General features: G+C 36.7%; 20 protein-coding genes, 1 pseudogene and 1 riboswitch. Of the genes and pseudogenes, 10 read left to right on the forward strand and 11 right to left on the reverse strand.

The window, feature by feature from the left end:
- From ACQKOF_RS04775 to plsY, 6 genes are all read right to left on the reverse strand, one after another.
- On the reverse strand, nucleotides 1-1,487 hold a 1,487-nt coding region (locus ACQKOF_RS04775), incomplete at its 3' end, for an endospore germination permease (protein ID WP_427554197.1).
- Between the two features lie 36 nt (nucleotides 1,488-1,523).
- Nucleotides 1,524-1,757: a hypothetical protein gene (locus ACQKOF_RS04780; RefSeq protein ID WP_427554199.1), complete on the reverse strand. Its 234-nt coding sequence runs from the start codon at nucleotides 1,755-1,757 to the stop codon at nucleotides 1,524-1,526.
- Nucleotides 1,758-1,760: 3 nt separating this feature from the next.
- Nucleotides 1,761-2,960, reverse strand: coding sequence for a Ger(x)C family spore germination protein (locus ACQKOF_RS04785; RefSeq protein WP_427554201.1), 1,200 nt, complete (start codon nucleotides 2,958-2,960; stop codon nucleotides 1,761-1,763).
- Between the two features lie 26 nt (nucleotides 2,961-2,986).
- Nucleotides 2,987-4,522, reverse strand: coding sequence for a spore germination protein (locus tag ACQKOF_RS04790; RefSeq protein ID WP_427554203.1), 1,536 nt, complete (start codon nucleotides 4,520-4,522; stop codon nucleotides 2,987-2,989).
- Nucleotides 4,523-4,651: 129 nt separating this feature from the next.
- The gene (locus tag ACQKOF_RS04795; protein WP_427554205.1) at nucleotides 4,652-4,942 is read right to left on the reverse strand and encodes a HesB/YadR/YfhF family protein; all 291 of its coding nucleotides are present in this window, start codon (nucleotides 4,940-4,942) and stop codon (nucleotides 4,652-4,654) included.
- An 18-nt stretch (nucleotides 4,943-4,960) separates the two neighbouring features.
- Nucleotides 4,961-5,563, reverse strand: a complete 603-nt coding sequence (gene plsY / locus ACQKOF_RS04800; protein ID WP_427554207.1) for a glycerol-3-phosphate 1-O-acyltransferase PlsY — start codon at nucleotides 5,561-5,563, stop codon at nucleotides 4,961-4,963.
- A gap of 693 nt (nucleotides 5,564-6,256) precedes the next feature.
- On the opposite strand from plsY, the gene parE reads away from it, so the two are divergent.
- The 7 genes from parE to ACQKOF_RS04835 all read left to right on the forward strand — a co-directional run bounded on the left by parE (nucleotide 6,257) and on the right by ACQKOF_RS04835 (nucleotide 15,197).
- The gene (parE, locus tag ACQKOF_RS04805) at nucleotides 6,257-8,233 is read left to right on the forward strand and encodes a DNA topoisomerase IV subunit B (RefSeq protein WP_427554209.1); all 1,977 of its coding nucleotides are present in this window, start codon (nucleotides 6,257-6,259) and stop codon (nucleotides 8,231-8,233) included.
- Nucleotides 8,230-10,662, forward strand: a complete 2,433-nt coding sequence (parC, locus tag ACQKOF_RS04810; RefSeq protein ID WP_427554211.1) for a DNA topoisomerase IV subunit A — start codon at nucleotides 8,230-8,232, stop codon at nucleotides 10,660-10,662. The genes parE and parC overlap by 4 nt, the downstream gene beginning before the upstream one ends.
- A 732-nt stretch (nucleotides 10,663-11,394) precedes the next feature.
- Nucleotides 11,395-11,504: riboswitch (TPP riboswitch) on the forward strand.
- A gap of 169 nt (nucleotides 11,505-11,673) precedes the next feature.
- Nucleotides 11,674-12,669, forward strand: a complete 996-nt coding sequence (locus ACQKOF_RS04815; protein WP_427554213.1) for an ABC transporter substrate-binding protein — start codon at nucleotides 11,674-11,676, stop codon at nucleotides 12,667-12,669.
- A 1-nt stretch (nucleotide 12,670) separates the two neighbouring features.
- Entirely contained in the window at nucleotides 12,671-12,961 is a 291-nt protein-coding gene (locus tag ACQKOF_RS04820) for a thiamine-binding protein (RefSeq protein ID WP_427554215.1), read from the forward strand.
- Entirely contained in the window at nucleotides 12,961-13,731 is a 771-nt protein-coding gene (locus tag ACQKOF_RS04825; RefSeq protein ID WP_427554494.1) for an ABC transporter permease, read from the forward strand. Before ACQKOF_RS04820 ends, ACQKOF_RS04825 begins: the two co-directional genes overlap by 1 nt.
- The gene (locus ACQKOF_RS04830) at nucleotides 13,709-14,458 is read left to right on the forward strand and encodes an ABC transporter ATP-binding protein (protein WP_427554217.1); all 750 of its coding nucleotides are present in this window, start codon (nucleotides 13,709-13,711) and stop codon (nucleotides 14,456-14,458) included. Before ACQKOF_RS04825 ends, ACQKOF_RS04830 begins: the two co-directional genes overlap by 23 nt.
- Nucleotides 14,448-15,197 (forward strand): TatD family hydrolase, encoded by a 750-nt coding sequence (locus ACQKOF_RS04835; protein WP_427554219.1) that lies wholly within the window; start codon nucleotides 14,448-14,450, stop codon nucleotides 15,195-15,197. The genes ACQKOF_RS04830 and ACQKOF_RS04835 overlap by 11 nt, the downstream gene beginning before the upstream one ends.
- A gap of 232 nt (nucleotides 15,198-15,429) precedes the next feature.
- Here ACQKOF_RS04835 and ACQKOF_RS04840 read toward each other — a convergent pair whose 3' ends face one another.
- The 5 genes from ACQKOF_RS04840 to ACQKOF_RS04860 all read right to left on the reverse strand — a co-directional run bounded on the left by ACQKOF_RS04840 (nucleotide 15,430) and on the right by ACQKOF_RS04860 (nucleotide 19,980).
- Entirely contained in the window at nucleotides 15,430-15,612 is a 183-nt protein-coding gene (locus tag ACQKOF_RS04840) for a hypothetical protein (RefSeq protein ID WP_427554221.1), read from the reverse strand.
- 99 nt (nucleotides 15,613-15,711) lie between these two features.
- The gene (locus ACQKOF_RS04845; protein WP_427554496.1) at nucleotides 15,712-17,256 is read right to left on the reverse strand and encodes a solute symporter family protein; all 1,545 of its coding nucleotides are present in this window, start codon (nucleotides 17,254-17,256) and stop codon (nucleotides 15,712-15,714) included.
- Between the two features lie 8 nt (nucleotides 17,257-17,264).
- Nucleotides 17,265-17,603, reverse strand: a complete 339-nt coding sequence (locus tag ACQKOF_RS04850; RefSeq protein ID WP_427554223.1) for a DUF485 domain-containing protein — start codon at nucleotides 17,601-17,603, stop codon at nucleotides 17,265-17,267.
- Between the two features lie 487 nt (nucleotides 17,604-18,090).
- Nucleotides 18,091-19,644 (reverse strand): solute symporter family protein, encoded by a 1,554-nt coding sequence (locus ACQKOF_RS04855; protein ID WP_427554225.1) that lies wholly within the window; start codon nucleotides 19,642-19,644, stop codon nucleotides 18,091-18,093.
- Nucleotides 19,645-19,980: a DUF485 domain-containing protein gene (locus ACQKOF_RS04860; protein WP_427554226.1), complete on the reverse strand. Its 336-nt coding sequence runs from the start codon at nucleotides 19,978-19,980 to the stop codon at nucleotides 19,645-19,647. It abuts the gene before it with no gap.
- A 591-nt stretch (nucleotides 19,981-20,571) separates the two neighbouring features.
- Here ACQKOF_RS04860 and ACQKOF_RS04865 point away from each other — a divergent pair.
- From ACQKOF_RS04865 to ACQKOF_RS04875, 3 genes and pseudogenes are all read left to right on the forward strand, one after another.
- Nucleotides 20,572-21,159, forward strand: coding sequence for an SCO family protein (locus ACQKOF_RS04865; RefSeq protein WP_427554228.1), 588 nt, complete (start codon nucleotides 20,572-20,574; stop codon nucleotides 21,157-21,159).
- A 746-nt stretch (nucleotides 21,160-21,905) separates the two neighbouring features.
- Entirely contained in the window at nucleotides 21,906-22,610 is a 705-nt protein-coding gene (locus ACQKOF_RS04870; protein WP_427554230.1) for an ABC transporter ATP-binding protein, read from the forward strand.
- 2 nt (nucleotides 22,611-22,612) lie between these two features.
- A pseudogene (locus tag ACQKOF_RS04875) lies at nucleotides 22,613-24,935 on the forward strand (ABC transporter permease).
- Nucleotides 24,936-25,047 lie beyond the last annotated feature (112 nt).

Here is a 25,047-nt window from a genome sequence, read left to right on the forward strand (position 1 = left end):
CTTTGAGTAGAATTATCGTTATTGCTACTACTCTCACTTTGTGTAGCATTTCCGGCATTGTTGCTACTTTCATTTTGAGTAGAATTATCGTTATTAATATTACTTGCATTTTGAGTAGAATTACCGGCATTGCTGCTACTCTCACTTTGAGTAGAATTATCGTTATTGCTACTACTCTCACTTTGTGTAGCATTTCCGGCATTGTTGCTACTTTCATTTTGAGTAGAATTATCGTTATTACTATCACTTTGTGTAGTATTACCGGCATTGCTACTACTATCATTCTGTGAAGAATTATCGTTATTGTTGCTACCTGCACCTTGTGTAGCATTTCCGTTATTACTACCATTTTCATTTTGTGTATTACTACTACATTGCGTAGCATTTCCTTGATTACCATTAATTTTACGAATCATCGCGACAAGTAATAAAACTAATGGTAATAAAATCATGAAAACGAAGGAAAATATAGGCCATGTTTCTCTATTGTAAATATCTGAATGAATGATATTAGGATGAACAATTTGTGAAATCCCAAGGATAATCATGCCGAGTGGAAAAATGAGCGGTCGATGATTTTTAATTTTAAATAGTTGTCTGATACCGATAACCGCAGCATAAAAATACATAAAAGTTCTAATATAAATTGATATGATCCACATGGCTGCCATAATTACCTCAATACGCTGCAGAAAATTCCCGATTGAAATTCTTTGAGCTAATGAATAGCTAGGAAATGTCCGAGCAGCAGTATTTGCCGGACCTAGGACAAGGATAGACAGTGTGATGATCGTAATTAAGACAATCCCTCCAATAATTGTGCCAATGTAAAAACCTTTTTGTGCAGATTTTTGGACGTTAACTGCGGAAGGGAAAATCGTTAATAGTACAGCAAGTGGGAATGAAAAAAGACTTATAAATCGAATTATACTAAAGAATAATGATTTTTTTGGTGTTTCCATTATTGGCTGTATATTTTCAATATGGATGGATGGTGAAATAAAAATTACAAAGAAAATAAAAATTAAAATAAAAATTGGACATAGTATTTCTGCAGAACGGGCAAAAACTTCAATTCCTAGAAATGCAGCATAAATAATGATAATACTGAACATTAATGCAAAGGCCATCGTAGGTGTTTCTGGCATTATTTCCGTTTTCATGAAAATTCCAATGAAATATAATAATTCACCGGCAGAAAGTAAGGATATAATAATAAAGCCAATTGTAGTAATTTTTCCGAAAAAACGACCTAATATCTTTTCATTAGCCTCTACAAATGTAAGGGTAGGTGTTCTATTTCCTAAAGCAACGAAAAGCTTTACTATGGGCAAACTTATAACGACACCAATGATCGCTGCAATCCATGCATCTTGCTTTGCTTCGCTCGTTACACTTGCAGGGATAATTAAAATGGCTGTGCCAATTGAAAAGAGAAGGGTAATGATCATAAATTGTCTTGAACTAATTATTTCTTTTTCCATCATGAACGATACCCCTTTTCTTAATATAAAGTTGCCTTATTATTTTGTCAGGGAGACGAATAAATCTTTAATTGGTGAAAAAATAAAGGTAATTAAGTCTAGTGGGCTCGGAATTTTAAGCCTTAATGAGACCGCAATATTTAATGCAGCACCGAGCAATAAAAAAATCGAAAAAATAACGATCGTTTTCGTTTCTTTATTTTTTTTTAATGTTGGAATGAAGGCAAAGGCAATACCAGCAGAAATGATTAGTATGAATATCGTCATAATCATAGCTTATTCTCCCTTCGTCTTATTCACTAATGAGTTTTCCATCGTCCCTAATCCTTGTGTGTTCACATGTACTTCAACTTTAACTGGTAGCTCTTGAAATATAGTTAGCCAGTCTTTTTTTATTTTTTTCCACTCTTTAGGATTTGTGCGATGAAGTGCTTCACCAAATCCAAAAATATCGACCCGATAATTTTGCTGAACTGTTCGGATTGTTTCTTCGATTCGTTTTTTAATAAGTTCTTCCGTTTTTTTATTGACGTTTAGAATCGATTTTTCTTTAGTAAGATCTATATTACATTCAACTTCTCCGACATTTTGGCTAGCATCTATAGAAACATTGATTTTGGGAGCTCCTTTTTCAAATTCACCTTTTATTTTCGTCTTTGAGTGCGTAATTTCAGTTGATAACGTACCTCCCTTAGGGCAAGCAAGAATTTCAATTGTACTTTCTATTCTGTCCCTTAAATAACCTAGGCTTCTACTCTCATCTTCCGTTAAATTCCCAATGAGTTTATCTTCTTTAAATACAGCTAAGCCCGTATACCTCAATAGCACAGGAGATTTCGATCTTTTAACATTCGTCTGTTCCATTCCAACATTTTTATCCCCATGGATTTCAATGGCAGACATGACTACACTTTTTTCTTTGTTATTTAAAGTATTGATTAATTCATCAATTTTAATGGATTGAGTTGTACCCCAAGTTTTCTCTGATGTTTTAAGAGATTTTAGCATTTTATTAGCTGGTACTTTTTCGATAGGCGTTAATACATTTAAAACTTCATCGGCAGTCGCGTCATGAGCAACGATGACATCGAAATCATTTCTGAATTCATGATCTCTTGAAATCAAATCTAACGGTTCACTAATTCCTTCTTTTGCCAATTCATCACCGAGCACAACTATTTGTAGATGAGAAAAATAAAGTTTTCTAGCAGTTACTGTTGTCATTTTTCTAATAGCCTCAAAAACCGTTGTACCTTTTGAATGGTAGGTAATAACAGGTGATCGTCCTGAAGAAGGTTGTTTTGAGGAAATTTCACCAGGATCCACGACTTGGACAGTTATTTCAAATTCATTATCTACTTTATCTATTCCTAATGCTGCGACAATCGCTAATTCATTGAGTTCACGCTTACTCCAGCAACCACTTAAAAATAAAGTAAGAATCATTAGTAAACATATTGCCTTAAATTTTGCCATGGTTCATTCCTCGTTTACACATTCGTTTAATTCCTTTTTTTTGTATTAAAATATTTATGACCCCTGACAGTGTTTTTTTGACTAATTAAGCGTGGTCGAGTCAATAAGGCTCTACGCGGGAACAACACTAGTGCATCTTTTTGATCCTTTAAAATTAATGGGCCGAATGGACTTAAATATGGAACACCGAAAGTTCGAATGCTGCATAAGTGTAGGACGATGATCATAAGGCCAAACATCACACCAAACAATCCAACGATTGCTGCTACAATCATTAATGGGAAACGAAGAGCACGGACTGTATTGGATAAGCCATAAGCAGGGAATAAAAAGCTACAAATGGCTGTTAATGCCACAATAATGACCATTACGGCTGATACAACTCCTGCTTCTACGGCAGCTTGACCGATCACTAATGTCCCAACAATGGATACGGCTGGTCCAATGGTTCTTGGCATTCGAAGACCTGCTTCTCTTAACACCTCAAAGGCAATCTCCATAATGAGTGCCTCTACAACGGCAGGGAAGGGGACTCCTTCTCGTTGAGATGCAATACTTATTAGCATAGGAGTTGGTAGCATTTCTTGATGGAAGGTAGTGATAGCTACGTAAAGGGATGGTGCCACCAAGGCTAGGCTAATTCCAAAAAATCTTAAAAGACGTACAAAAGAACTAATCATCCAATGCTGATAATAATCTTCAGCAGACTGTAAAAAGGATGTAAACAGGGCCGGTACAATTAGGACAAACGGTGAACCATCCACTAAAATGGCGATTTTACCGTCTAATAGTTCACCAGCAATAACATCAGGCCGTTCTGAATTATAAATTGTAGGAAATATAGAGAATTTTGAATCTTGAATAAAATCTTCGATGTAGCCACTTTCTAAAATACCATCAATATTAATACGATCTAATCGGGAAAGAACCTCTGCTACTATTTTGTCATTCGCAATGTCATTTAAGTACATGACAGCAACTTCCGTTTTCGTTACCTCACCGATAATACGGGACTTAATCCAAAGATTCGGACTTTTAATTTTTCGACGGACAAGGGCCGTGTTAGTACGTAACGTTTCCGTAAAGGATTCCCTTGGTCCTCTAATGACCGACTCTGTTGATGGCTCCATTACCGCTCTATCTTTTGCACCTTTTGTACTTGTCACGATACCAGTTGAAGATTCATCTAATAAGATGACCGTATCACCATTCAAAATAGAATTGTACAGTGCTGAAAAATTGAAAATATCATTCACATCGCCGACTGTTAAACAAGAATCTCTTAAATATCGAATAATCTTTTCTATTTCTTCATCCTGATTATCCTCAATATCAAGCATTAGTTTAGAAATCACAGAATTAGAAATGCTTATTTTATCGGATAAGCCATCTACATAGATAATCGCCAACGTATATTTTTCAGCTTTTCCAATGGTAATTTCTCGTATGACAAGGTCATTACTATTCCCGAGTGTATTTTTAATCATCTTCAAATTTTGAGAAAGAGAAGTATACAGTTGGTCATTGTTTTGGGAGGTATCAGCAATTTTAGAAATAGACATGTTTTTTCCTCCTCAAGTTTTTACGTAAATATAGAATGTACAACTTTGAGAGAAGATAAACCAAGGTTGGAATTGTATTCATTAAAAAAAGCAGTGTTTCCCTTCGTATAAACGAAAGGAAACACTGCTTTATTTTTTATACTCATATTTTAATTCGTCATTTGTAGCATCCACATCTACATGTAAATTGTGATCATTGAAAAACCATAAATCTTTTTCATCAATATAATAGGTAACATCGTCAATAACTGTCTTTATACCAATGTTGATTGGTTCTTCACGTGTCATACCAAGAGAAAAGCCTTCGTGAAAAGGACTGGAACCACCATATCTAGCATAAAAACGAATAGTATCTCCGGATTCTACTTCCATCTCTTGTTTGAACCATTGTAGGGCTACATCTGTTAGTACGATATTCATTAGAATCTCCTCTTTCCGTTACAGCCATTTCACCTTTGGCTCGGTACCATTTTTAATGCGGGCAATATTTGCTCGGTGACGATACATGATAAAGGTAAATAAACATGCTACTAAAATACCTAACGCAAAATCACCTGTAACAAAATAATAAACGATTGAATAAATAAGTGCTACTAAAGCGGCAATCATGGAAGTTAAACTTACAATCTTCGTTAATTTTAATGTTACAATAAAAGCAATAAATAGTAAGATAAATAGAGGCCATGAATATCCTAAGAGAACCCCTGCTGATGTTGCCACCGCTTTCCCTCCACGGAAGCCTGCAAAGATAGGGAACATATGACCGATAACGGCTACTAGTCCAAGAATTAGCGAGTGAATGGAGACATCAGAGAATACAGGAAGAGCTACAAGTAATACAGCTGCTGTACCTTTTAAGACATCCATAATCGTTACGACTATTCCTGCTTTTTTTCCTAAAATACGAAATGTATTAGTCGCGCCTAAATTACCACTTCCATGTTCACGAATATCAGTTTTATAAAAAATTTTGCCTACCCATAATCCAGAAGGTATAGAGCCGATTAGATAAGCACATAAAATAATAAGTCCATTTAGCATATTTGGACTCCTTTCATTCATTGATTATTACTTGGTACTAATAATATGTATCAATAATTCTACACTTTTTCTCTATAATCTACAATGTCATGAAGGAGATTTCTTAGTGCATCTTGAATTCATTACAAAAGATAACTATTTTTCAAGGATTTTTATATGTATTTGAATGGAGGTTAGGCTTTTTGACATGATTCATGTAGTCAGCTTGAAAGCCCTTTCTAAAAATATAGGTAGAATGGCAATTTTGTCAATCACCCATTCCTTTGGTAGAATAGAAGTCTATCTTTAATTTCTAGAGTAAGCTAGTATGAATCTTCTTTAGACAGAAGAAACCCATTTATTACTATACCTGTATATTTTTCAGAGAATATTCAAATGCTTTTGAATGAAAGGTCAAAGCCTTCAGCGATTGGTATCGTTTTGAAAAAGAGTATGACCAGAAGTTAGCCATTTGTTGTTTTATTTATGCAACTAAAGTTTACTGCCCTGCGTCAAGGGAATGGAAGAGTTCTTAATACATATTAAAGCAACTATTGCAAACTTTTCTTCCAGTAAAATAGATCAAAACGCTGAAGCTGTGAGGAAATTTTAAAAATTTATTGGGCCTGCCACTAGATATTGTTAGGAAATGCTATTATGATTAGGAAGAGAACATAAATAGAACATGCGTTTGTTTTTTGGAGGGGAATTTTTTTGGCGAATAAACAGTCACCAAGCGTCTATAATGATGACGCCATTCAAGTATTAGAAGGATTAGAAGCGGTACGAAAACGACCCGGCATGTATATCGGTTCTACAGATGGCCGTGGACTTCATCACCTTGTATATGAAATCGTAGATAATGCGGTAGATGAAGCACTGGCTGGCTTTGGTTCTCATATCATTGTCAAGATTCATAAAGATCAAAGTATCAGCGTTCGAGACTTCGGCCGTGGGATGCCAACAGGTATGCATAAAATGGGGAAACCAACTCCCGAGATTATCTTTACGGTTTTACATGCTGGCGGTAAATTCGGACAGGGCGGTTATAAAACAAGCGGTGGCTTACACGGTGTAGGTTCTTCTGTTGTTAATGCTTTATCTACTTTTTTAGAAGTAACGATTCACCGCGACGGTAAAAAGTATCGTCAACGTTTTGAAAACGGTGGCCATCCTGTGACGACATTAGAAGAAATTGGACAAACAAAACAGACAGGAACACTTGTTCATTTTCTACCAGATGACACGATTTTCTCTGTAACAAAATACAATTATGATACGCTTGCAGAACGTTTACGTGAGTCAGCATTTTTATTAAAAGGCTTAAAAATTGAGTTAATCGATGAACGCGAGGAAGGCAAAAGTGATGTTTTCTTTTATGAGAACGGCATTGAAGCTTTCGTTGCGTATTTGAATGAGGAGAAAGATGTACTTCATCCAGTTAAGTATGTAGAAGGAATTCAAGACGAAATTGAAGTAGAATTCGCCTTCCAATACAACGATGGTTACTCAGAAACAATCCTTTCATTTGTTAACAATGTACGTACACGAGATGGTGGGACACATGAAACTGGTGCCAAGGCAGCGTTAACACGTGTGTTCAATGAATATGCACGAAAAATTGGTCTGTTAAAAGATAAAGATAAAAATCTCGAAGGGACAGACATTCGAGAGGGCTTAGCGGCGATTGTTTCTGTTCGTATACCTGAGCATTTACTACAATTCGAGGGTCAAACGAAGGGTAAGCTCGGGACGAGTGAGGCACGCTCGGCAGTGGATAGTGTTGTCTCGGAGCAAATTTTATATGTACTTGAGGAAAACGCTGAATTGTCTGCATCTCTTGTGCGTAAAGCTATTCGTGCGCAGCAAGTACGTGAAGCGGCTCGTAAGGCACGTGAAGATGCACGAAACGGCAAGAAGAGCAAAAAAGGCAGTACGATCCTTTCTGGGAAATTAACACCTGCACAATCTCGAAATGCGGCGAAAAACGAGCTGTATTTAGTCGAAGGTGACTCTGCAGGGGGCTCTGCAAAACAAGGACGTGATCGTACGTTCCAAGCGATTTTACCATTGCGTGGTAAAGTCATAAATACGGAAAAAGCAAAGCTTCAGGATATTATGAAAAACGAGGAAATTTCAACGATTATCCATGCCATTGGTGCTGGCGTCGGAACAGATTTTTCTGTCGAGGATTCATCGTATGACAAAGTCGTTATTATGACCGATGCTGATACTGACGGAGCGCATATTCAAGTGCTGCTATTAACGTTCTTCTATCGCTATATGCGACCATTGATTGAAGCTGGAAAGGTATTTATCGCATTACCACCACTTTATAAAGTATCAAGGGGTACTGGTAAAAAAGAAGTGATTGAATATGCTTGGACTGAAAATGATTTACAAAAGGCCATTAAAAAAGTTGGTAAGGGTTACATATTACAGCGCTATAAAGGTCTTGGTGAGATGAATGCCGACCAGCTGTGGGATACGACAATGAACCCTGAAACGCGTACATTAATTCGTGTAACGATTGAGGATGGTGCACGTGCTGAAAGACGTGTGACAACATTAATGGGTGATAAGGTAGAGCCGCGCCGTAAATGGATCGAAGCTAATGTAGACTTCGGCATGGAGGATGATTCAAATATTTTAGAAAATGAATTCATCCAACAAGAGGAGGACCAAGCATGAGTAGTACGGAAAAGTTTCAAGATTTACCTTTAGAAGAAGTAATGGGTGACCGCTTTGGTCGCTATAGTAAATATATTATTCAAGACCGCGCGTTGCCTGATGCACGTGACGGTCTTAAGCCTGTGCAACGACGTATTTTATATGCGATGTTTACAGAGGGCAATACGAACGATAAACCATTCCGTAAATCAGCAAAAACTGTCGGTAATGTTATAGGTAACTATCACCCACACGGTGATAGCTCAGTATATGAAGCGATGGTGCGTATGAGTCAGGATTGGAAAGCGCGCCATATGCTAATTGAAATGCATGGGAATAACGGCTCTGTTGATGGTGACCCACCGGCAGCGATGCGTTATACAGAGGCTAGACTTTCTGCTATTGCAGCGGAGATGCTACGCGATATTGGCAAGAAAACAGTTGAATTTATACCAAACTTCGATGATCAGGATATGGAGCCAACTGTTTTACCAGCTCGTTTCCCGAACTTACTAGTTAACGGCTCAACGGGTATTTCGGCCGGCTATGCAACAGACATCCCTCCTCACGCACTTGATGAGGTGCTAGACGGTGTTCTTATGCGCTTAGATAACCCAAATACGACTGTTGATGAATTAATGACCGTTATTAAAGGCCCTGATTTCCCAACAGGTGGTATCATTCAAGGTGTCGATGGCATTAAAAAGGCGTACGAAACAGGACGTGGTAAAATTATTGTGCGTGCTCAAGCAGTCGTTGAGCCAATTAAAGGCGGCAAAGAGCAAATCGTTATTACGGAATTACCGTATGATGTCAATAAAGCAAATCTTGTGAAGAAAATTGATGAGCAACGTGTGGATAAACGACTGGAAGGGATTGCGGAAATTCGTGATGAATCGGATCGTACAGGCCTACGCGTTGTCATTGAACTGAAAAAGGATGTTCCGGGACCGGGAATTTTAAATTACTTGTTCAAAACAACTGATTTACAAGTAGCTTATAATTTTAATATGATTGCAATCCATAATCGTCGTCCGACAATGATGACATTGCCATTGTTACTGGATTCTTATATTGCCCATCAAAAGGAAGTCGTGACGAACCGCTCCATTTATGATTTGCAAAAGGCTAAAGATCGTTCGCATATTGTTGAAGGCTTGATCAAGGCGCTGTCCATTTTAGATGAAGTCATTGCAACGATTCGTTCCTCTAATGATAAACGAGATGCGAAAACGAATTTACAGGTGAAGTTTGACTTTACAGAAGTGCAATCAGAGGCAATCGTTAGCTTGCAATTATACCGTTTAACAAATACAGATATCACAGAACTTCGCAATGAACAAGATGAATTAAATAAACTTATCGCCAAGCTTGAAGGTATTCTTAATAGTGAAGCAAAACTTGTACGTGTTATTAAACAGGAACTACTTGACATTAAAAAGCGCTTTGCAGAGCCACGTCGTTCAAAAATTGAACAAGAAATTGAAGAAATCAAAATTACGTTAGATGTCCTTGTCCCAAGTGAAGAGGTCGTAGTGACTGTCACAAAGGATGGCTATATTAAGCGTACATCTACACGTTCACATGCAGCTTCGAATGGTCAGGATTTTGCGATGAAAGATTCCGATTATTTGTTATATGAAGCGAACTTAAATACGCAGCATCATCTATTACTGTTCACAAATCGAGGCAATTATATTTATCAGCCTGTCCATGAACTACCTGATATTCGTTGGAAGGATCTTGGTCAGCATATTTCAAGTATTGTGCCAACCGGGGAAGATGAATCTATTATTGCTGTATACGGTTTTGAAACATTCGAACAGGCCAATACGTATATTTTAACGGCTACGAAAGATGGACAAATTAAACGCTCACTTTTAGCAGATTATGCCGTTACACGCTATTCGAAACCAATCAAAACGATGAATGTCAAATCAGGCGATGAAATGATTTTTGCAGATATCGTGACGGACGAGGCAGAACTAATGTTAACGACAGATACGGCTTATGCTATTCGTTTCCCAATGGAGGAATTACCAGTAACGGGTGTAAAAACAGGCGGCGTCAAAGGGATTACGCTGAAAGACGGAGAAGCATTAGTCGGCGTCAATGTTTTACCGCTAAATGACACGGCATATGTTGCGATTGTGACGCATCGCGGTGCTGTGAAGAAAATGAATGTAGCCGAGGTAGAGATGACTAGTCGTGCAAAACGCGGCTTAAAAGTGTTAACAGAATTAAAAGCGAACCCACATCGTATCGTGGCTGTAGTCAAGGTAACTGATGAGGAACAGCTAACAATCGAAACGGAAAAAGGCGTGCAAGAGATCCTTGATGTACAAGCATTAACTCGAGCAGATCGCCATTCAAATGGCTCCTTTAAAGTGGATATAGCTTCAGACGGTACCATTTCACATGTCTTCGCGGTCAAAAAAGAAGAGAAATAACATTACTAGCCCATGCTCCTTGAGAGCTGGGCTTTTTAGGTTAATTGAAACCAATATGCTTTGTGTTTTGTCTAACCTATACAATCTAAAGAAGGGATGAATGCAATAAAGTTATTTATTATTAAAACTTCGAACATTTATGGGAGAGGTTTTATTTTTATTAAAAAAATACTTTACCAAACTTAAAAAATAACAATAAAATCGTTTTCTAGTTAGATTCTTTTGTTTTCTTTCATAAGTGCAAAACAATCCTTTAATATGAAACAGGTACTTTTTCTTCAGTCCTTTCACTAACTTTAGCGTATAGCGTTTTTGTAATTACGTAGTACAAAAATGCACCAGTTATTCCTAGAATAAGGAGTAATCCGCTCATATATATGGGGCGAATCCACTCTCCAATGATGATCAATAACGAAGATACAATCATTGCTCCGTAGGTAGTCAGCCATATAAGTGCTACGAGCGTTAGATGGGGCAAGTTCTCCTATCATTGCCTGCTTAATAGGAACAAACATCAGCTCACCAATTGTTCCAATAAACATGGCAATAAAAAGAAAAAATACGCTATTTGAAGAAGCAAAAACACTAAAACATATAGAAAAAAACAAGTTCCAACAAATGGAATTCTAAGTAGGGATGGACTTTAAAATTATTATTTGCAGTGCTTTCGGTAAACAGAGCCTTGTCATTTACGAAGAGATATGGGTATAATAATCACGAAAAGTTCATATGGAAAGAATGTAGGGGGGCTGGTGTTGCCAGCTGAGATTGTGTCCGATAGACGCTGACCCTTTGAACCTGATTTGGCTCGTACCAGCGTAGGGAACATCTATTCAAAAAATAAAAATTTTTGATACTGATTACAAAACGTCTGGGAGGAATCCTAGGCGTTTTTTTGCAGACTTTTATTGCATGCACAGACTTTGGTGTAAACAAACCGTGAATACGCTATCTTCTGGTAAACACATTCATTCATGAACACTTTCACACTACTTACTTGGAGGATTCGGCATGAAAAAATGGTTATTGATCTTGATGGCTGCGCTTTTAACATTAGTGGGCTGTAGCGAAAAAGAGGCTAAAAAGGATGCAAAAGGATTAACAAAAGTATCGGTCGTTCTTGATTGGACACCGAACACAAATCATACAGGCTTATATGTAGCGAAAAAACTTGGCTACTTTAAGGAACAGGGCTTAGATGTTGATATTTTATTACCTGGCGAAACGGGCGCAGATCAACTTGTGGCGTCTGGCAAGGCTCAGTTTGGAGTAAGCTATCAGGAAGGCATTACACAGGCACGCGTTCAGGATGTACCTTTAGTATCGATTGCAGCGATTATTCAACATAATACTTCTGGCTTCGCATCCATTGCGTCAAAAGGCATTTCGTCACCAAAGGATTTTGAAGGTAAAACATACGGTGGCTGGGGTGCACCACTTGAAAAGGCTGTACTGCAATCACTTATGCAAACAGAAAATGCGGATATTGATAAGTTAGATATAGTCAATGCAGGCGATATAGATTTCTTCACAATGATGAAAAAAGATATTGATTTTGCGTGGATTTATTATGCATGGACAGGTATCGAAGCAGAACAACGTGGTGAAAAATTGAACATGTTATATTTAACAGATTATAGTGATCAGTTAGATTATTACACACCTGTACTTGCTACAAATGAAAAAATGATTAAGAATGACCCAGAGACGGTAAAAGCATTTGTCGCTGCTACAGCAAAGGGTTATGAATATGCGATAAAACATCCAAATGAGGCAGCTGATATTTTACTAGAAGCGGTACCTGATTTAGATAAAAACCTTGTGCATAAAAGTCAGGAGTGGCTAGCAGATAAATATCAAGACGACGCTGCACAATGGGGCGAGCAAAAGCTAGCTATCTGGGAAAACTATGCGAAATGGATGGCCAGCAACAAAGTTTTAGAGGGCGAATTTAACGCAAAACAAGCATTTACAAACGACTTTTTACCGAAAAAGGAGACAAAATAGTATGGCAAACTCATTAATAAGTGTACAAATTATCCCGAAAACTGAAAAATATGAAGATGTGATCCCATTTGTCGATGCAGCGATTGCGGTTATCGACGCATCTGGGGTGAAATATGAAGTTCATCCATTAGAAACGACAATGGAGGGTGAGCTATCGACTTTACTACAAATCATTGGAAAAATGAATGATAAGATGATTGAGCTTGGCGCTATTAATGTCATTACACAAGTGAAAATTTTATATCAGCCATCCGGTATTACAATGGATACACTAACGGAGAAATACCAGTGATGAGGCAGGCTTTCAAACAGGGAAGGACGATAATTTTTATCGCCTTCCTCTTATTCATATGGGAACTAATTGTCCGTTTTGCAGACGTGCCACATTGGCTATTGCCCGCACCAAGTGCCATTTTAAAAGAAGGCTTGCAATCGTATGAGACGTTTGTACCGCATGCTTTAGCGACTGTTCAATTAGCACTTCTTGGTCTAGCCATCGGGATATTATGTGGACTAACGGTTGCCGTGCTATTACATCGTTTTACGTTTGTGCGGGAGCTATTTTATCCTATTCTCATCATGTCGCAGAATGTTCCTGTGCTCGTCCTAGCACCGCTATTAATCATTTGGTTTGGCTTTGGCTTAATGCCAAAGCTCATTATTATTTGTCTTGTGTGCTTTTTCCCCATCGTTATTTCGGCAATGGATGGCTTCCGTCAAACCTCACCTGAGCTGAAGCATTATTTTGAGATGATAGGTGCAACGAAAGCACAAACCTTTTGGAAGCTTGAATGGCCCTATGCGTACCCGGCAATTTTTTCTGGCATTAAAATTGCGGCAACCTATAGTGTAATGGGGGCTGTCATTGCGGAATGGCTAGGTGCGAAAAAGGGGATTGGTGTCTATATGACATTGGCACAATCTTCATTTCGGACGGATCGTGTGTTTGTAGCGATTTTTGCCATCATTTTTTTAAGTTTACTATTATTTAGTGCTATTCAATTTTTAGAAAAACTTGTTGTGAAGGGGAGAGGACGCCATGCTAAACATTCAAAACATTGATAAATCCTTTGATGCTCTTCCTGTCATTCGTAATTTATCTTTTGAGGTGAAGGACGGGGAATTTGTTGCGATTATCGGTCCGTCAGGCAGTGGAAAAAGTACACTCTTTCAATTAATTGGCGGTGTTTCTTCTATTGATAAGGGTGCCATTTTATTAAACGATACAGATATCCAGCAAAAAAGAGGAACGATTGGCTATATGCCTCAACAACCATGCTTATTACCCTGGCGTACAATATTAGAAAACGTCACGATTGTCGAGGAGCTTCATGGAAAACCAAATGTCAACGTTGCGAAGGAATGGTTAGACAAAGTGGGGCTCGCAGCGTTTGAAGATGCGTATCCCAATGAACTGTCGGGTGGTATGCAACAGCGAGTATCGTTTATACGTGCAATTGTCAGTAATAAGCCCATTCTATGTTTAGATGAGCCGTTTTCTGCGCTTGATGAGTTTACAAGGCTTGAAATGCAGGCGTGGCTTTTATCGATATGGGAGAAAGATCGGAAATCTATACTGTTCGTTACACATAGTATCGAGGAAGCTCTCTTTTTAGCTGATCGTATCCTCGTACTCACGAAACGGCCTACAACGATTAAAAAAGAAATTATCGTACCTTTTGCAAGGCCACGACAAGAAGAAATTCGCCATTCCGCTACATTTACAGCATTAAAGCAACAGTTATTCACGTATTTAAAAGAAGAAAAGGATGAGGCCAATGTTGATTGATGCACATATTCATTTAGATCAGTATAAGGAAAACGACATACCAACTTTGCTTGAGGAAGCTGAACATGTAATTGCCGTGAGCATGAATCTTCAATCGTGTGAGAAGACGTTGAAGTTGTCGAAAGCCTATGCAAAGGTAAAAGCAGCGTTTGGCTTTCATCCCGAACAACCGTTACTTAGTGATACGGAGGAAGAGGCTTTATTCGATTGGATACGCCAACACGCTCATGAAATGGTGGCGATTGGCGAGGTAGGATTGCCTTATTATTTGAAGCAGGAGAAGGCGATTGATGATCTTCCTTATGAAGCATTGTTAGAAAGATTTATTGTATTGGCAAAGGAATTAAATAAACCGATTGTGTTACATGCGGTTTATGAGGATGCGGCAATTGTTTGTGATCTGCTAGAAAAACATCATGTAACGAAAGCGCATTTTCATTGGTTTAAGGGCGATGCGGAAGTGATTGAACGGATGATTCATAATGGGTATTTCATTTCTGTAACGCCTGATTGTACGTACGAGGCTGAGATTCAACAGCTGATCAAAAAATACCCAATCGAGCTGATGATGGTAGAAACAGATGGACCATGGCCATTCGAAGGTGCTTTTGACAATAAACGAACATCTCCTTGGATGATGGATTATTCCATTGAGGTTATCGCTTCGTTAAAGGGGCTTACAACACAGGAAGCGGCGCGCATCATCACAAGAAATACGACAATATTTTATCATTTATAACAAAAAACACAGCTGTTCTTTTAAAGAGCGGTTGTGTTTTTTTATCAATTTCCGATAAAAGAGTTGAACACCGGACATCGCTGATACAAGTACCAGAATCGCTGATAAAACCTCGAACATCGCTGATAAAAGAGCTAAAATCGCTGATAAAGCACCGAACATCGCTGATAAAAATATCAGAATCACTAAAATGTTCGTGAAGATCTCTCATTAACAAAATAAAACACAACCACTAATCACCCTCAGTGTGGTTGTGTTTTCTATGCTTTGTAAAATTTTGTTCAATGCTTTCTTTTTTAGTTTTCGTTACTCTTTCATGTGTACTGAAAGGGGAGGATTGACGATTTTTTTCAACATCCTTCCCTTTAGTGCGCTTTACATGCATACGCTTCTTTTTTGCTTTTGATTGAGTCAAGTTATCTTACCCCCAATAGTCATTTGTAAATATCGTACCGAATACGGAAGAAAAAGTAAAACCTCGTAAGTATGAACTTACGAGGCGGTTGACCTATTATTAGTGAGATACGTCCTGTACAGAAATACCTGTGTTTGCTTTAACATCCACTTCACGATATTTCTTATCGTTTGTTTCCTTAGAAAGCAATGTTCCGATGAAACCTCCAAGGAAGCCAAGTGGGACAGAAATTATTGCTGGGTTCGTTAACGTAATTAACGGATCACCAACGAAAATTGCTTTTCCTTCAACTGGATTCCAAAGGTTTGGTGAAACTGCAACAAGAATTAAAGCAGAGATTAAACCTGTCAACATTGCTGTAATAGCACCTGCTGTATTAAAGCGTTTCCAGTAGATTGTATAAATGATTACAGGTAAGTTAGCTGAACCTGCAATACAGAATGCAAGTGATACTAAGAACGCTACGTTTAATGTTTGTGCACCAAGTGCTAAAAGGATTGAAATAATAGCGATTGTAATAGAACCTATACGAGCTGCAAGTACTTGCTCTTTCTCTGTAACTTTACCCTTTTTAATGATTTGTCCGTAAATATCATGTGATAGGGCAGAAGCTCCAGAAAGTACAAGACCAGCTACTACCGCTAAGATTGTTGCGAAAGCTACCGCACATACGAATGAGAATAGAATGTCCCCACCAAGTGCTTCCGCCAGAAGTGGAGCAGCCATGTTACCAGCAGCGTTTGCAGCAATAATATCTTCTTTACCAACGAATTTAGCTGCACCGAAGCCTAAGAAGATTGTAAGAATGTAGAAGATACCTACAATCCAAGTAGCCCAAATTACAGAGGAACGAGCAGTTTTCGCATCTTTTACTGTAAAGAAGCGCATTAGGATATGTGGAAGACCAGCTGTACCTAAAACTAAAGCAATTAACATTGAAATAGTATCAATACCATTTTGATATTTAAGACCTGGGTTCAAATAAGCTGCACCGCTATCAGTTGCAGTTTCCATTTCTTTGAACATCGTTGCAATACTAAAGCCGAACTCTTTTAATACTAAGAATGAAATAATAACTGTACCTAACATTAAAAGACAAGCTTTAATAATTTGTACCCAAGATGTTGCAGTCATACCACCGAATAGTACGTAAGTCGTCATCATGAAGCCCACAATTAAAACGGCAACCCAATAGTCGATTCCTAAAAGTAATTGAATAAGTGCTCCTGCACCAACTAGTTGTGCAATCATGTAGAATAATACAATTGTAATAGTGCTTAAAGCTGCTGTACCACGAACTTTAGAGCTATCAAAACGCGCTGTGATCATGTCAGCTAATGTAAATTTACCAAGATTACGTAATGGCTCAGCTACGATATATAAAACCACTAAGTAAGCTACTAAATAACCGATAGAGAAGAAGAATCCATCAAATCCAAATAATGCAACTGCTCCGGCGATCCCTAAGAAAGATGCTGCTGATAAGTAGTCACCAGCGATGGCTAGTCCATTTTGCCAGCCTGTTAACCCACCGCCTGCAGTATAAAAATCACTTGCAGAAGAAGTTCGTTTAGATGCCCACCATGTAATAACTAATGTTAAACCAACAATAGCTACGAAGAAGAATATGGCTGTAAAACTCATCCCGTTATTCATCGGCGGCCACCTCCGTTCTCGTATTCAGCGATAATCGCTTTTGCCTCTTTATCAAAGCTATTTGCTTTTGCTACATATAAGTGACATAAGCACCAAGTCATGATGAATAGCCCTGCTGAATATACCCACACCCAAGTAATTTCCCCAATTGCCTTTTGGTGTAATACTGTCGTGAACGAAGTAAGAATTGGTAGCAGCATGTAAGCCGCTAAGAAGATCGCAGTCATTGACCAAAGAAATGAATTCTTTCTTCGCACAAGCGCTTTAAATGATTCTTGATTTGCAATTGCATCATAGTCTATCACGACGCCCTTGTTTGCTTGATTGTTCCCCATTAACATTCCCCATTTTGTGTTTATTTTTACTGCTTAAAGACTTGATTTTGCTAGTTTAGTGAATTCACATCTTCATTTTATGAGACAGTTCACAAAATTGCAATACATTTCAGAAAAATTATGAAAAAATAATTTTCAGAAAAATAGTCTTAAGAGAGAATATACATAACAAAGCCTAGAAATAAAAGGGTTTTAGAAAATTCTGATAAATAAGTAGAGTTAGGTCAATTCTAGATTTCCGGGCAAAAAATATGGATAAAATTTCTAAAAAGAAATGGTTTTTTATAAAAAATAAACACTATTTACTCAGTGAAAATCAGTTTTTTTTGAAAGAGAATAGTATTGTTCGATAAGTAAATTGGTAAATATTTTGAAATAAAAAGTTAAAAAACCCGATAAAAATCGAGTTTTTTAACATGATAATTTTATTAAGATAAATAGGATAATTGATAGATATTTTTTCAATAATTTGGATTGTCAGAAGCGATCAATGAGAGATATCAGAAACAGAAACTCCCGTGTTTGCTTTAACGCGAATTTCCTTATAAATACGATCTGCTTCTTCCTGTGGTACTTTGTTAGAAGATAGAACAGTGCCTAAATAACCTGCGATAAAGCCAAGTGGAATTGTAATGACCGCTGGAACAGCTAACGGTACGATAGGATTGCCAACAAAGATTGCCGCACCTTCAACAGGACTCCATACATTTGGCCCCATTGCCCCTAAAACTAAACATGATACTAACCCAGTTACCATCGCTGTTATAGCGCCTGTTGAATTGAATTTCTTCCAGTAAATTGTGTAAAGAATAACTGGTAAGTTTGCTGAAGCACCGATACAAAATGCGAAGGATACTAAGAACGATACATTTAAGTTTTGCGCAAATAATGCAAGGATAATCGATACAATGGCAATAGAAATCGAGCCAGTACGAGCTGCTACAACTTGTTGCTTTTCTGTTAATTTACCACCTTTAATAATTTCACCATAAATATCATGAGAAATGGCAGAAGCTCCTGTTAAAACTAAGCCTGATACAACCGCTAAAATGGTTGCGAATGCTACTGCACCGATAAATGCCATTAATACATCACCGCCCAAATAATTAGCAAGAAGTGGGGCAGCCGTGTTACCAGCTTTACTTTCAGCAAGAATTTTATCGATACCTACAAAATTTAATGCGCCAAACCCTAAGAAAATAGTTAATGAGAAGAAAATAGCTGTAATCCAAGTTGTCCATGAAATAGAAGAACGAGCAGTTTTGGCATCTTTAACAGTGAAGAAGCGCATTAAAATATGCGGTAATCCAGATGTACCTAAAACAAGGGCCATCATCATCGAAACCGAATCAATGGTACTTGTATATTTCATCCCTGGTACAAGGAATTTCTCGCCATGATCCGTGGCGATCGTATCAAACATTTTCATAAGAGAGAAATCGAATTTCATTAATACTAATGTAGCTAATACGCCTGTCCCAAATAATAGAAGGCTAGCTTTAATAATTTGCACCCAAGAAGTAGCTGTCATTCCACCGAATAATACATAAGTAGTCATCATTACACCTACGATTAAAACCGCAATCCAATACTCAATACCAAATAATAGTTTAATAAGAGCACCTGCACCTACTAATTGCGCAATCATATATAGGATTACGATGATAATTGTGCCTGACGCAGCAACCCCACGAATACGTTTTTCATTAAAACGGGCAGTAAGCATATCTGCTAAAGTATAACGACCCAAGTTACGCATAGGCTCTGCAATTACATAAAGAAGAACTAAGTTAGCTACTACATAGCCGACAGAGAAGAAGAAACCATCAAAACCAGTTAACGCAATTGCACCGGACACTCCAAGAAATGCGGCTGCAGATAAATAATCACCAGCGATCGCAAAGCCATTTTGCCAACCTTTAAGACCACCGCCAGCTGTATAGAAGTCAGCTGCAGAAGACGTACGCTTCGCTGCGATATATGTTACTACAAGTGTTAAACTAACGATTGCTAAAAAGAAACCAACGGATACTAAGTTCATTTAATTTCCACCTTTCTCGTGATACTCTGCTAGCACTGCAGCAGCAGCTTTATCAAATGAAGCAGCTTTTTTCACATATACTGTACAAAGAACGATTGTCATAATAAATAATGCAGCTGAATAAACCCAAACACCCGTAATATTTCCGAAGATTTTTTGTTGTAGTACAGGTTGGAAAGCAAGGATTGGTAGCAAAATATAAAGTGTTAAAAAAATTGCTGTAATCGAGAAAAGGAAGGTATTTTTCTTTTTCACGAACTTGTTGAACGATTCCATAGCTTCAATTGCACTATAGTCAACTGAATCTATATTTTTGTTCCCAGAAATGTTTGCCATTATTATTCCCCCTAAAGTGTTATATTTCTGTTTTAAACGACATATTTCTTTTTCTTTCGTCGTTATATTCACTTATTTTATGGGGAATTTTCTTATAATGCAATACTAAATTTTGAGTTTTTGTAATTTTTAATCACTTTCAGAATGTGGAAATAACATAGAAATAATAAGGAATTAATAGAAATAATCTGTATGAAAGAGAATAGTATTTTCTATTAGAATAATATTTCTTAAATAGTTTTCTTGATGATAATATTGATTGTAGGAGAAAATTCGAACATGAAAGAGAATTTTGAGGAATTTATTATTGTGTGTCATCATATGATGGAGGAGCCAGAAAGGCAAAAAAACTTTGTTATATAACAAATAAATGATGTCTTGGGAAATAACCAAAATAGTAAAAAACAGCTTTAATAAATTTTTAAAAAAGTGTGAATTGTCTAGAAAATACAGGATGTTAATATACCAAAATCGTACAATATACATTGAATTGACATAAAAAAATGAAAGTATAAGCTCATATCTTGTATTAAGTAACTATAATTTATACAATAAACAACGATGGCAAATTGAAGGGAAGTGAGCAAATAAATGAAAAAGAACAGTGTCATGCTCGTATTGATACTAACAATAAGTAGCATACTTACTGCTTGCGGAAGTTATAAATTTGAACCAGAAATGAACATAGAAGTACAAGATTTTTCGGTTACAAACCAAAAAAATGAACAGGTTAGCCTTAAAGACTTTAAAGGCAAACCATGGTTAGCGATGTTCATCTTTACTAACTGTAATTCCATTTGTCCACCAATGACGTATAACATGACAGAGGTGCAAAAGGCACTTCAAGATAAAGGCGTCGAAGACTATCAAATTGTAGCTTTTAGTGTTGATCCTCAGGTGGATAAGCCAGAAGTTTTAACGAATTATTTAAAAACGTATTCTGTGCCCGATGCAAGCAAATGGCAGCTATTAACTGGCTATGATCAAAAGTATATTGAACAGTTTGCTAAGAAATCGTTTAATTCATTAGTCATGAATGATCCGAATTCTGATCAAGTCACACATATGGCAAGTTATTACTTAGTGAATGCTGATGGTATAGTTGTGAAGGATTATAACGGTACTACAGATGTACCAGTTGAGACGATTGTGGCAGATATGAAGGCTTTAACTAAATAATAAAAAATAACTCAGAGGTTGGAATGACTTCTGAGTTATTTTTTATGGTTGAATGATAGAAATATCGAACATCCCATTGCTGATATAAATAATATAGTCAAAGGACACCGTATGCATATTCCAATTAAATTTGCTAAAGTGTCTTTTTCTATGCTTAAGTACAATAAAAGAATTCAACGATACAGAAATAATACAAAAAAATAAAATGCAAAGAAACCAATAGTGATTATAAATACTATACTAAGCCTCCAGCCTCTTCGAAACTCATCATTCAACCTTTTTTAAATAATTATATTATGTCTACTAAAAGTCGACTGTATGGAAATTCTTATATAAAGCTGCTTTTTATAAGAATGCGATCAAAAATGTATTTTTTACCAAACGTGTATATATTTAATTTTATCAGCTTATATATTATTAGAAAGATTTAAATGCTTTCGGCCGAATCTGGACAAAATTATGCCGATACAGATAGGCCATCAATAGCAATGGAATCATCTTTAAGCCGTTGGGAAGTGATGTGCCATCATGTATAGTGTGGTTGAAACTGCCACAGAGAACGGTAGATTGAAATCCTTTTTAATTCGATTTAAATCTCTAATACTTTGCCGTGATCAACGGCTTCTTGATAAAGCGTATCGAAAAAAATGAAGGCAAATAAACAGTAACTCTAAAATATACGACAATAGTTGTTTATTTTAGAGTTACTTGACGTTGACCAAAACTTATATGAAGGGATGGAATAAATGAAAAAGCTCATCGAATTTAAAAGCGTAACGAAGGAATACACAATAGGAGAAGTCCCAATCAAAGCTCTTGATGGTGTTGACTTTTCCATTTATGAAGGGGAATTTGTCGTTATTTTAGGGGCAAGTGGAGCGGGTAAAAGTACGATTTTGAATATTCTTGGTGGTATGGATACAGCTACCTCAGGTCAAGTGTTTGTTGGGAATCAAGAAATAACAAGATTGAACGAAAAAAAGTTAACAGAATATCGTGGTGAGAAAATTGGCTTTGTCTTTCAATTTTATAACTTAATTCCGAATTTAAACGCTCTCGAAAATGTTGAATTTGCCACTGAAGTATGTAAAAACCATCTGGATGCTAAAAATATTTTACATAAAGTCGGATTAGCGAATCGAATGAAAAATTTTCCTTCGCAGCTATCTGGAGGAGAACAACAAAGAGTTGCTATAGCTAGAGCGGTTGCAAAAAATCCCTTACTTTTACTTTGTGATGAACCAACAGGCGCTTTGGATTATGTAACAGGTAAGTCTGTATTAAAGCTTCTGCAAGATTTAAACAGGGAAACAAAGAAATGCGTTGTTTTAGTCACACATAATTCTGCAATTGCTCCTATGGCTGACAAAATTATTAAAGTAAAAAGCGGAAAAATCGAAAGCGTTACGATCAATGATGAAAAACAAAGTGTTGAAGGGATTGAGTGGTAAGCATGAAATTGTTTTTAAAATTATTGCGGGACATTAAACAATCTATGGGGCAATTTATAGCCATAGTGATTGTGATTGCAGTAGGTGCTTTTTTCTATGCGGGACTTGTAACCTATAGCGATAATCTTAGTGCTTATACGAAGGATTACTTTCAAGAACATCATTTAAGCGATTTAAATGTGTATTACAGTCAACTTTCTAAAAATGATGTGATTCGGTTAAGTAAAATTGAAGGGATCCATAAAATTGAAGGACGTTATACCTTAGATGCTACGCAAGCCTTTGATGATTACAAAACGTCATTAAAAATTCATTCGATCCCTGAAAACAATGAAATAAATACGCCCACTATCATTGAAGGGAATATCCCATTAAACAAGGGTGAGATTTTATTAGATTCTCACTATGCAAAAGAACATCATTATCGTGTTGGCGATCAATTCACAATCAAGGCGAATGACATAAATTTTGATTTTACAATTAGTGGTTTGGGTGAGAATGTGGAATATGCAAAAAAGAACGAAATTCAAGACCATAAAACGTATGGGGTAGCTTATATTGCCGAAGAGACATTACCTGAAATTTTAAATGGCTTTTATTATAATGAAGTCATCATTGATGCAAAAAAAGGGCAAGATATTGAACAATTAGGCAAATCAATTGAGGCACAATCCAAACAACTTAGTTATTTAGATCAAGTAAACAAAGAACGGACTTTGAATTATTCTAAAATCAATCAAACGATTAATAATAATAACTTAATGAGTAAAGTTATACCTTTAGTACTTTTTTTGATTGAAGCGATTATCCTATTTCTCGCCATGTCGAGGACTATCGATTCTCAAAGGAATCAAGTTGGTATTATGAAGGCTTTAGGTGTAAAAAACAGCAACATCATGCTTCACTATATGGGATACCCTGTTCTGGCAGGTATACTAGGCTCAATCATTGGCTGTGTAATTGCCGCTTTTGTATTTATTCCTTTAGTAACTACGTCTTGTGCAAGGGCCTACTCTTTGCCTCACATAAAATTCTCACTCTCTATATTTTCAATCATTCCACCGTTTATTTTCTCCAGTGCTTTTGGGATTCTGTCATGTTACTTAAGCGGTAGAACTATATTAAAAGAACATGCGGCTCAGGCTATGCGTCCTAAACCGCCAAAGAAGATGAAAAAGCTCTTGATAGAAAGAGTTCCAGGTCTATGGAGCCATATTTCCTACAGTTATAAACTCATTTTGAGAAATATATTATTAAATAAACAAAAAGCTTTAGCAAGTTCACTTGGTGTTGTTGTCAGCACCGTTTTATTGATTACTGCTTTCGGTACTCAAGCATCCTTGCTAAAAGTAGCAGACCAAATTGAAAATGTTTATACTTATGATCTAAGAGTAGATTATACGATAGGCACAAATTAATACGGTAAAATTACCTTCTGAAATTAAAAATAGTTATTTGTTATCCACTTTTCCTATTGAAATCATAAAAGATAATGAAAAAGAAAGCGCAACTTTAGTTGTTACTGAAAAAGAAAATAATCTCATTCATTTCTTTGACGAAAATGACAATAGGATATCTTTAGAAAATAACGGTTTGCTTGTACCAAAATCTTACGCTGACAAATATCATATTTCTAAAGGGGATAGTGTCAACATAAAGTTTACAGCGCCAGAACTAAAAGATACTTCTGTAGAAATGAAGGTTTTAAATATAACTACACAATATTCGAATCCATCATTTTATAGTACACCAGAGTACTTAAAGAGCTTTAACATAGACTACAATCCAACCTCGCTTTTAGTTCAAGCAAATAACTCTACTGATGCTATGAGCGCTCGTAAGTTTTTTGAAAAAGATCACCGTGTAGATACAATTGCAGATAAGAATGATTTAAAAAAATCGGCTCAATATATTGTGAAGCAAAACAGTTTTGTATTTATCATGTTTATCACAAGCGCCATCATACTTTCCTTTGGCGCCATCTATACGATATCTTCCATCAACATATATGAAAGGAATCGTGAGCTTGCAACACTTAAAGTATTAGGCTACCAAAAAAATAAAATAAACAGACTAATATTTTTGGAAAACATCATCCTAACGACAATTGCGATCATTGTAGCTTTACCGATCAGTGGCTATGTCTATAAAATTATAGTAAAGGCTCTATCAAGCACCCATCAACAAATCCCAGATAAATTAAATATGTTAATCATATTAGTCTCTATAATTGTCGCGTTCTTACTGACTATAGTGTCTAACTTACTTCTTAGAAGAAAAGTTACGAAAATAAATATGATTGAATCGCTAAAAAGTGTGGAATAGAGTTTTTGTGGTAAAGGTGTAAAATGCTAACCTTAATCAAGGAGCACCGATTGTCTAAAGATGTAGACAAAGAACAATGTGTGGTTAAATTTACGATTATAATGTAAAGAAT

Origin of the sequence: Lysinibacillus sp. NPDC093190 (genome assembly GCF_050280425.1) — a bacterium.
GTDB lineage: Bacteria > Bacillota > Bacilli > Bacillales_A > Planococcaceae > Lysinibacillus.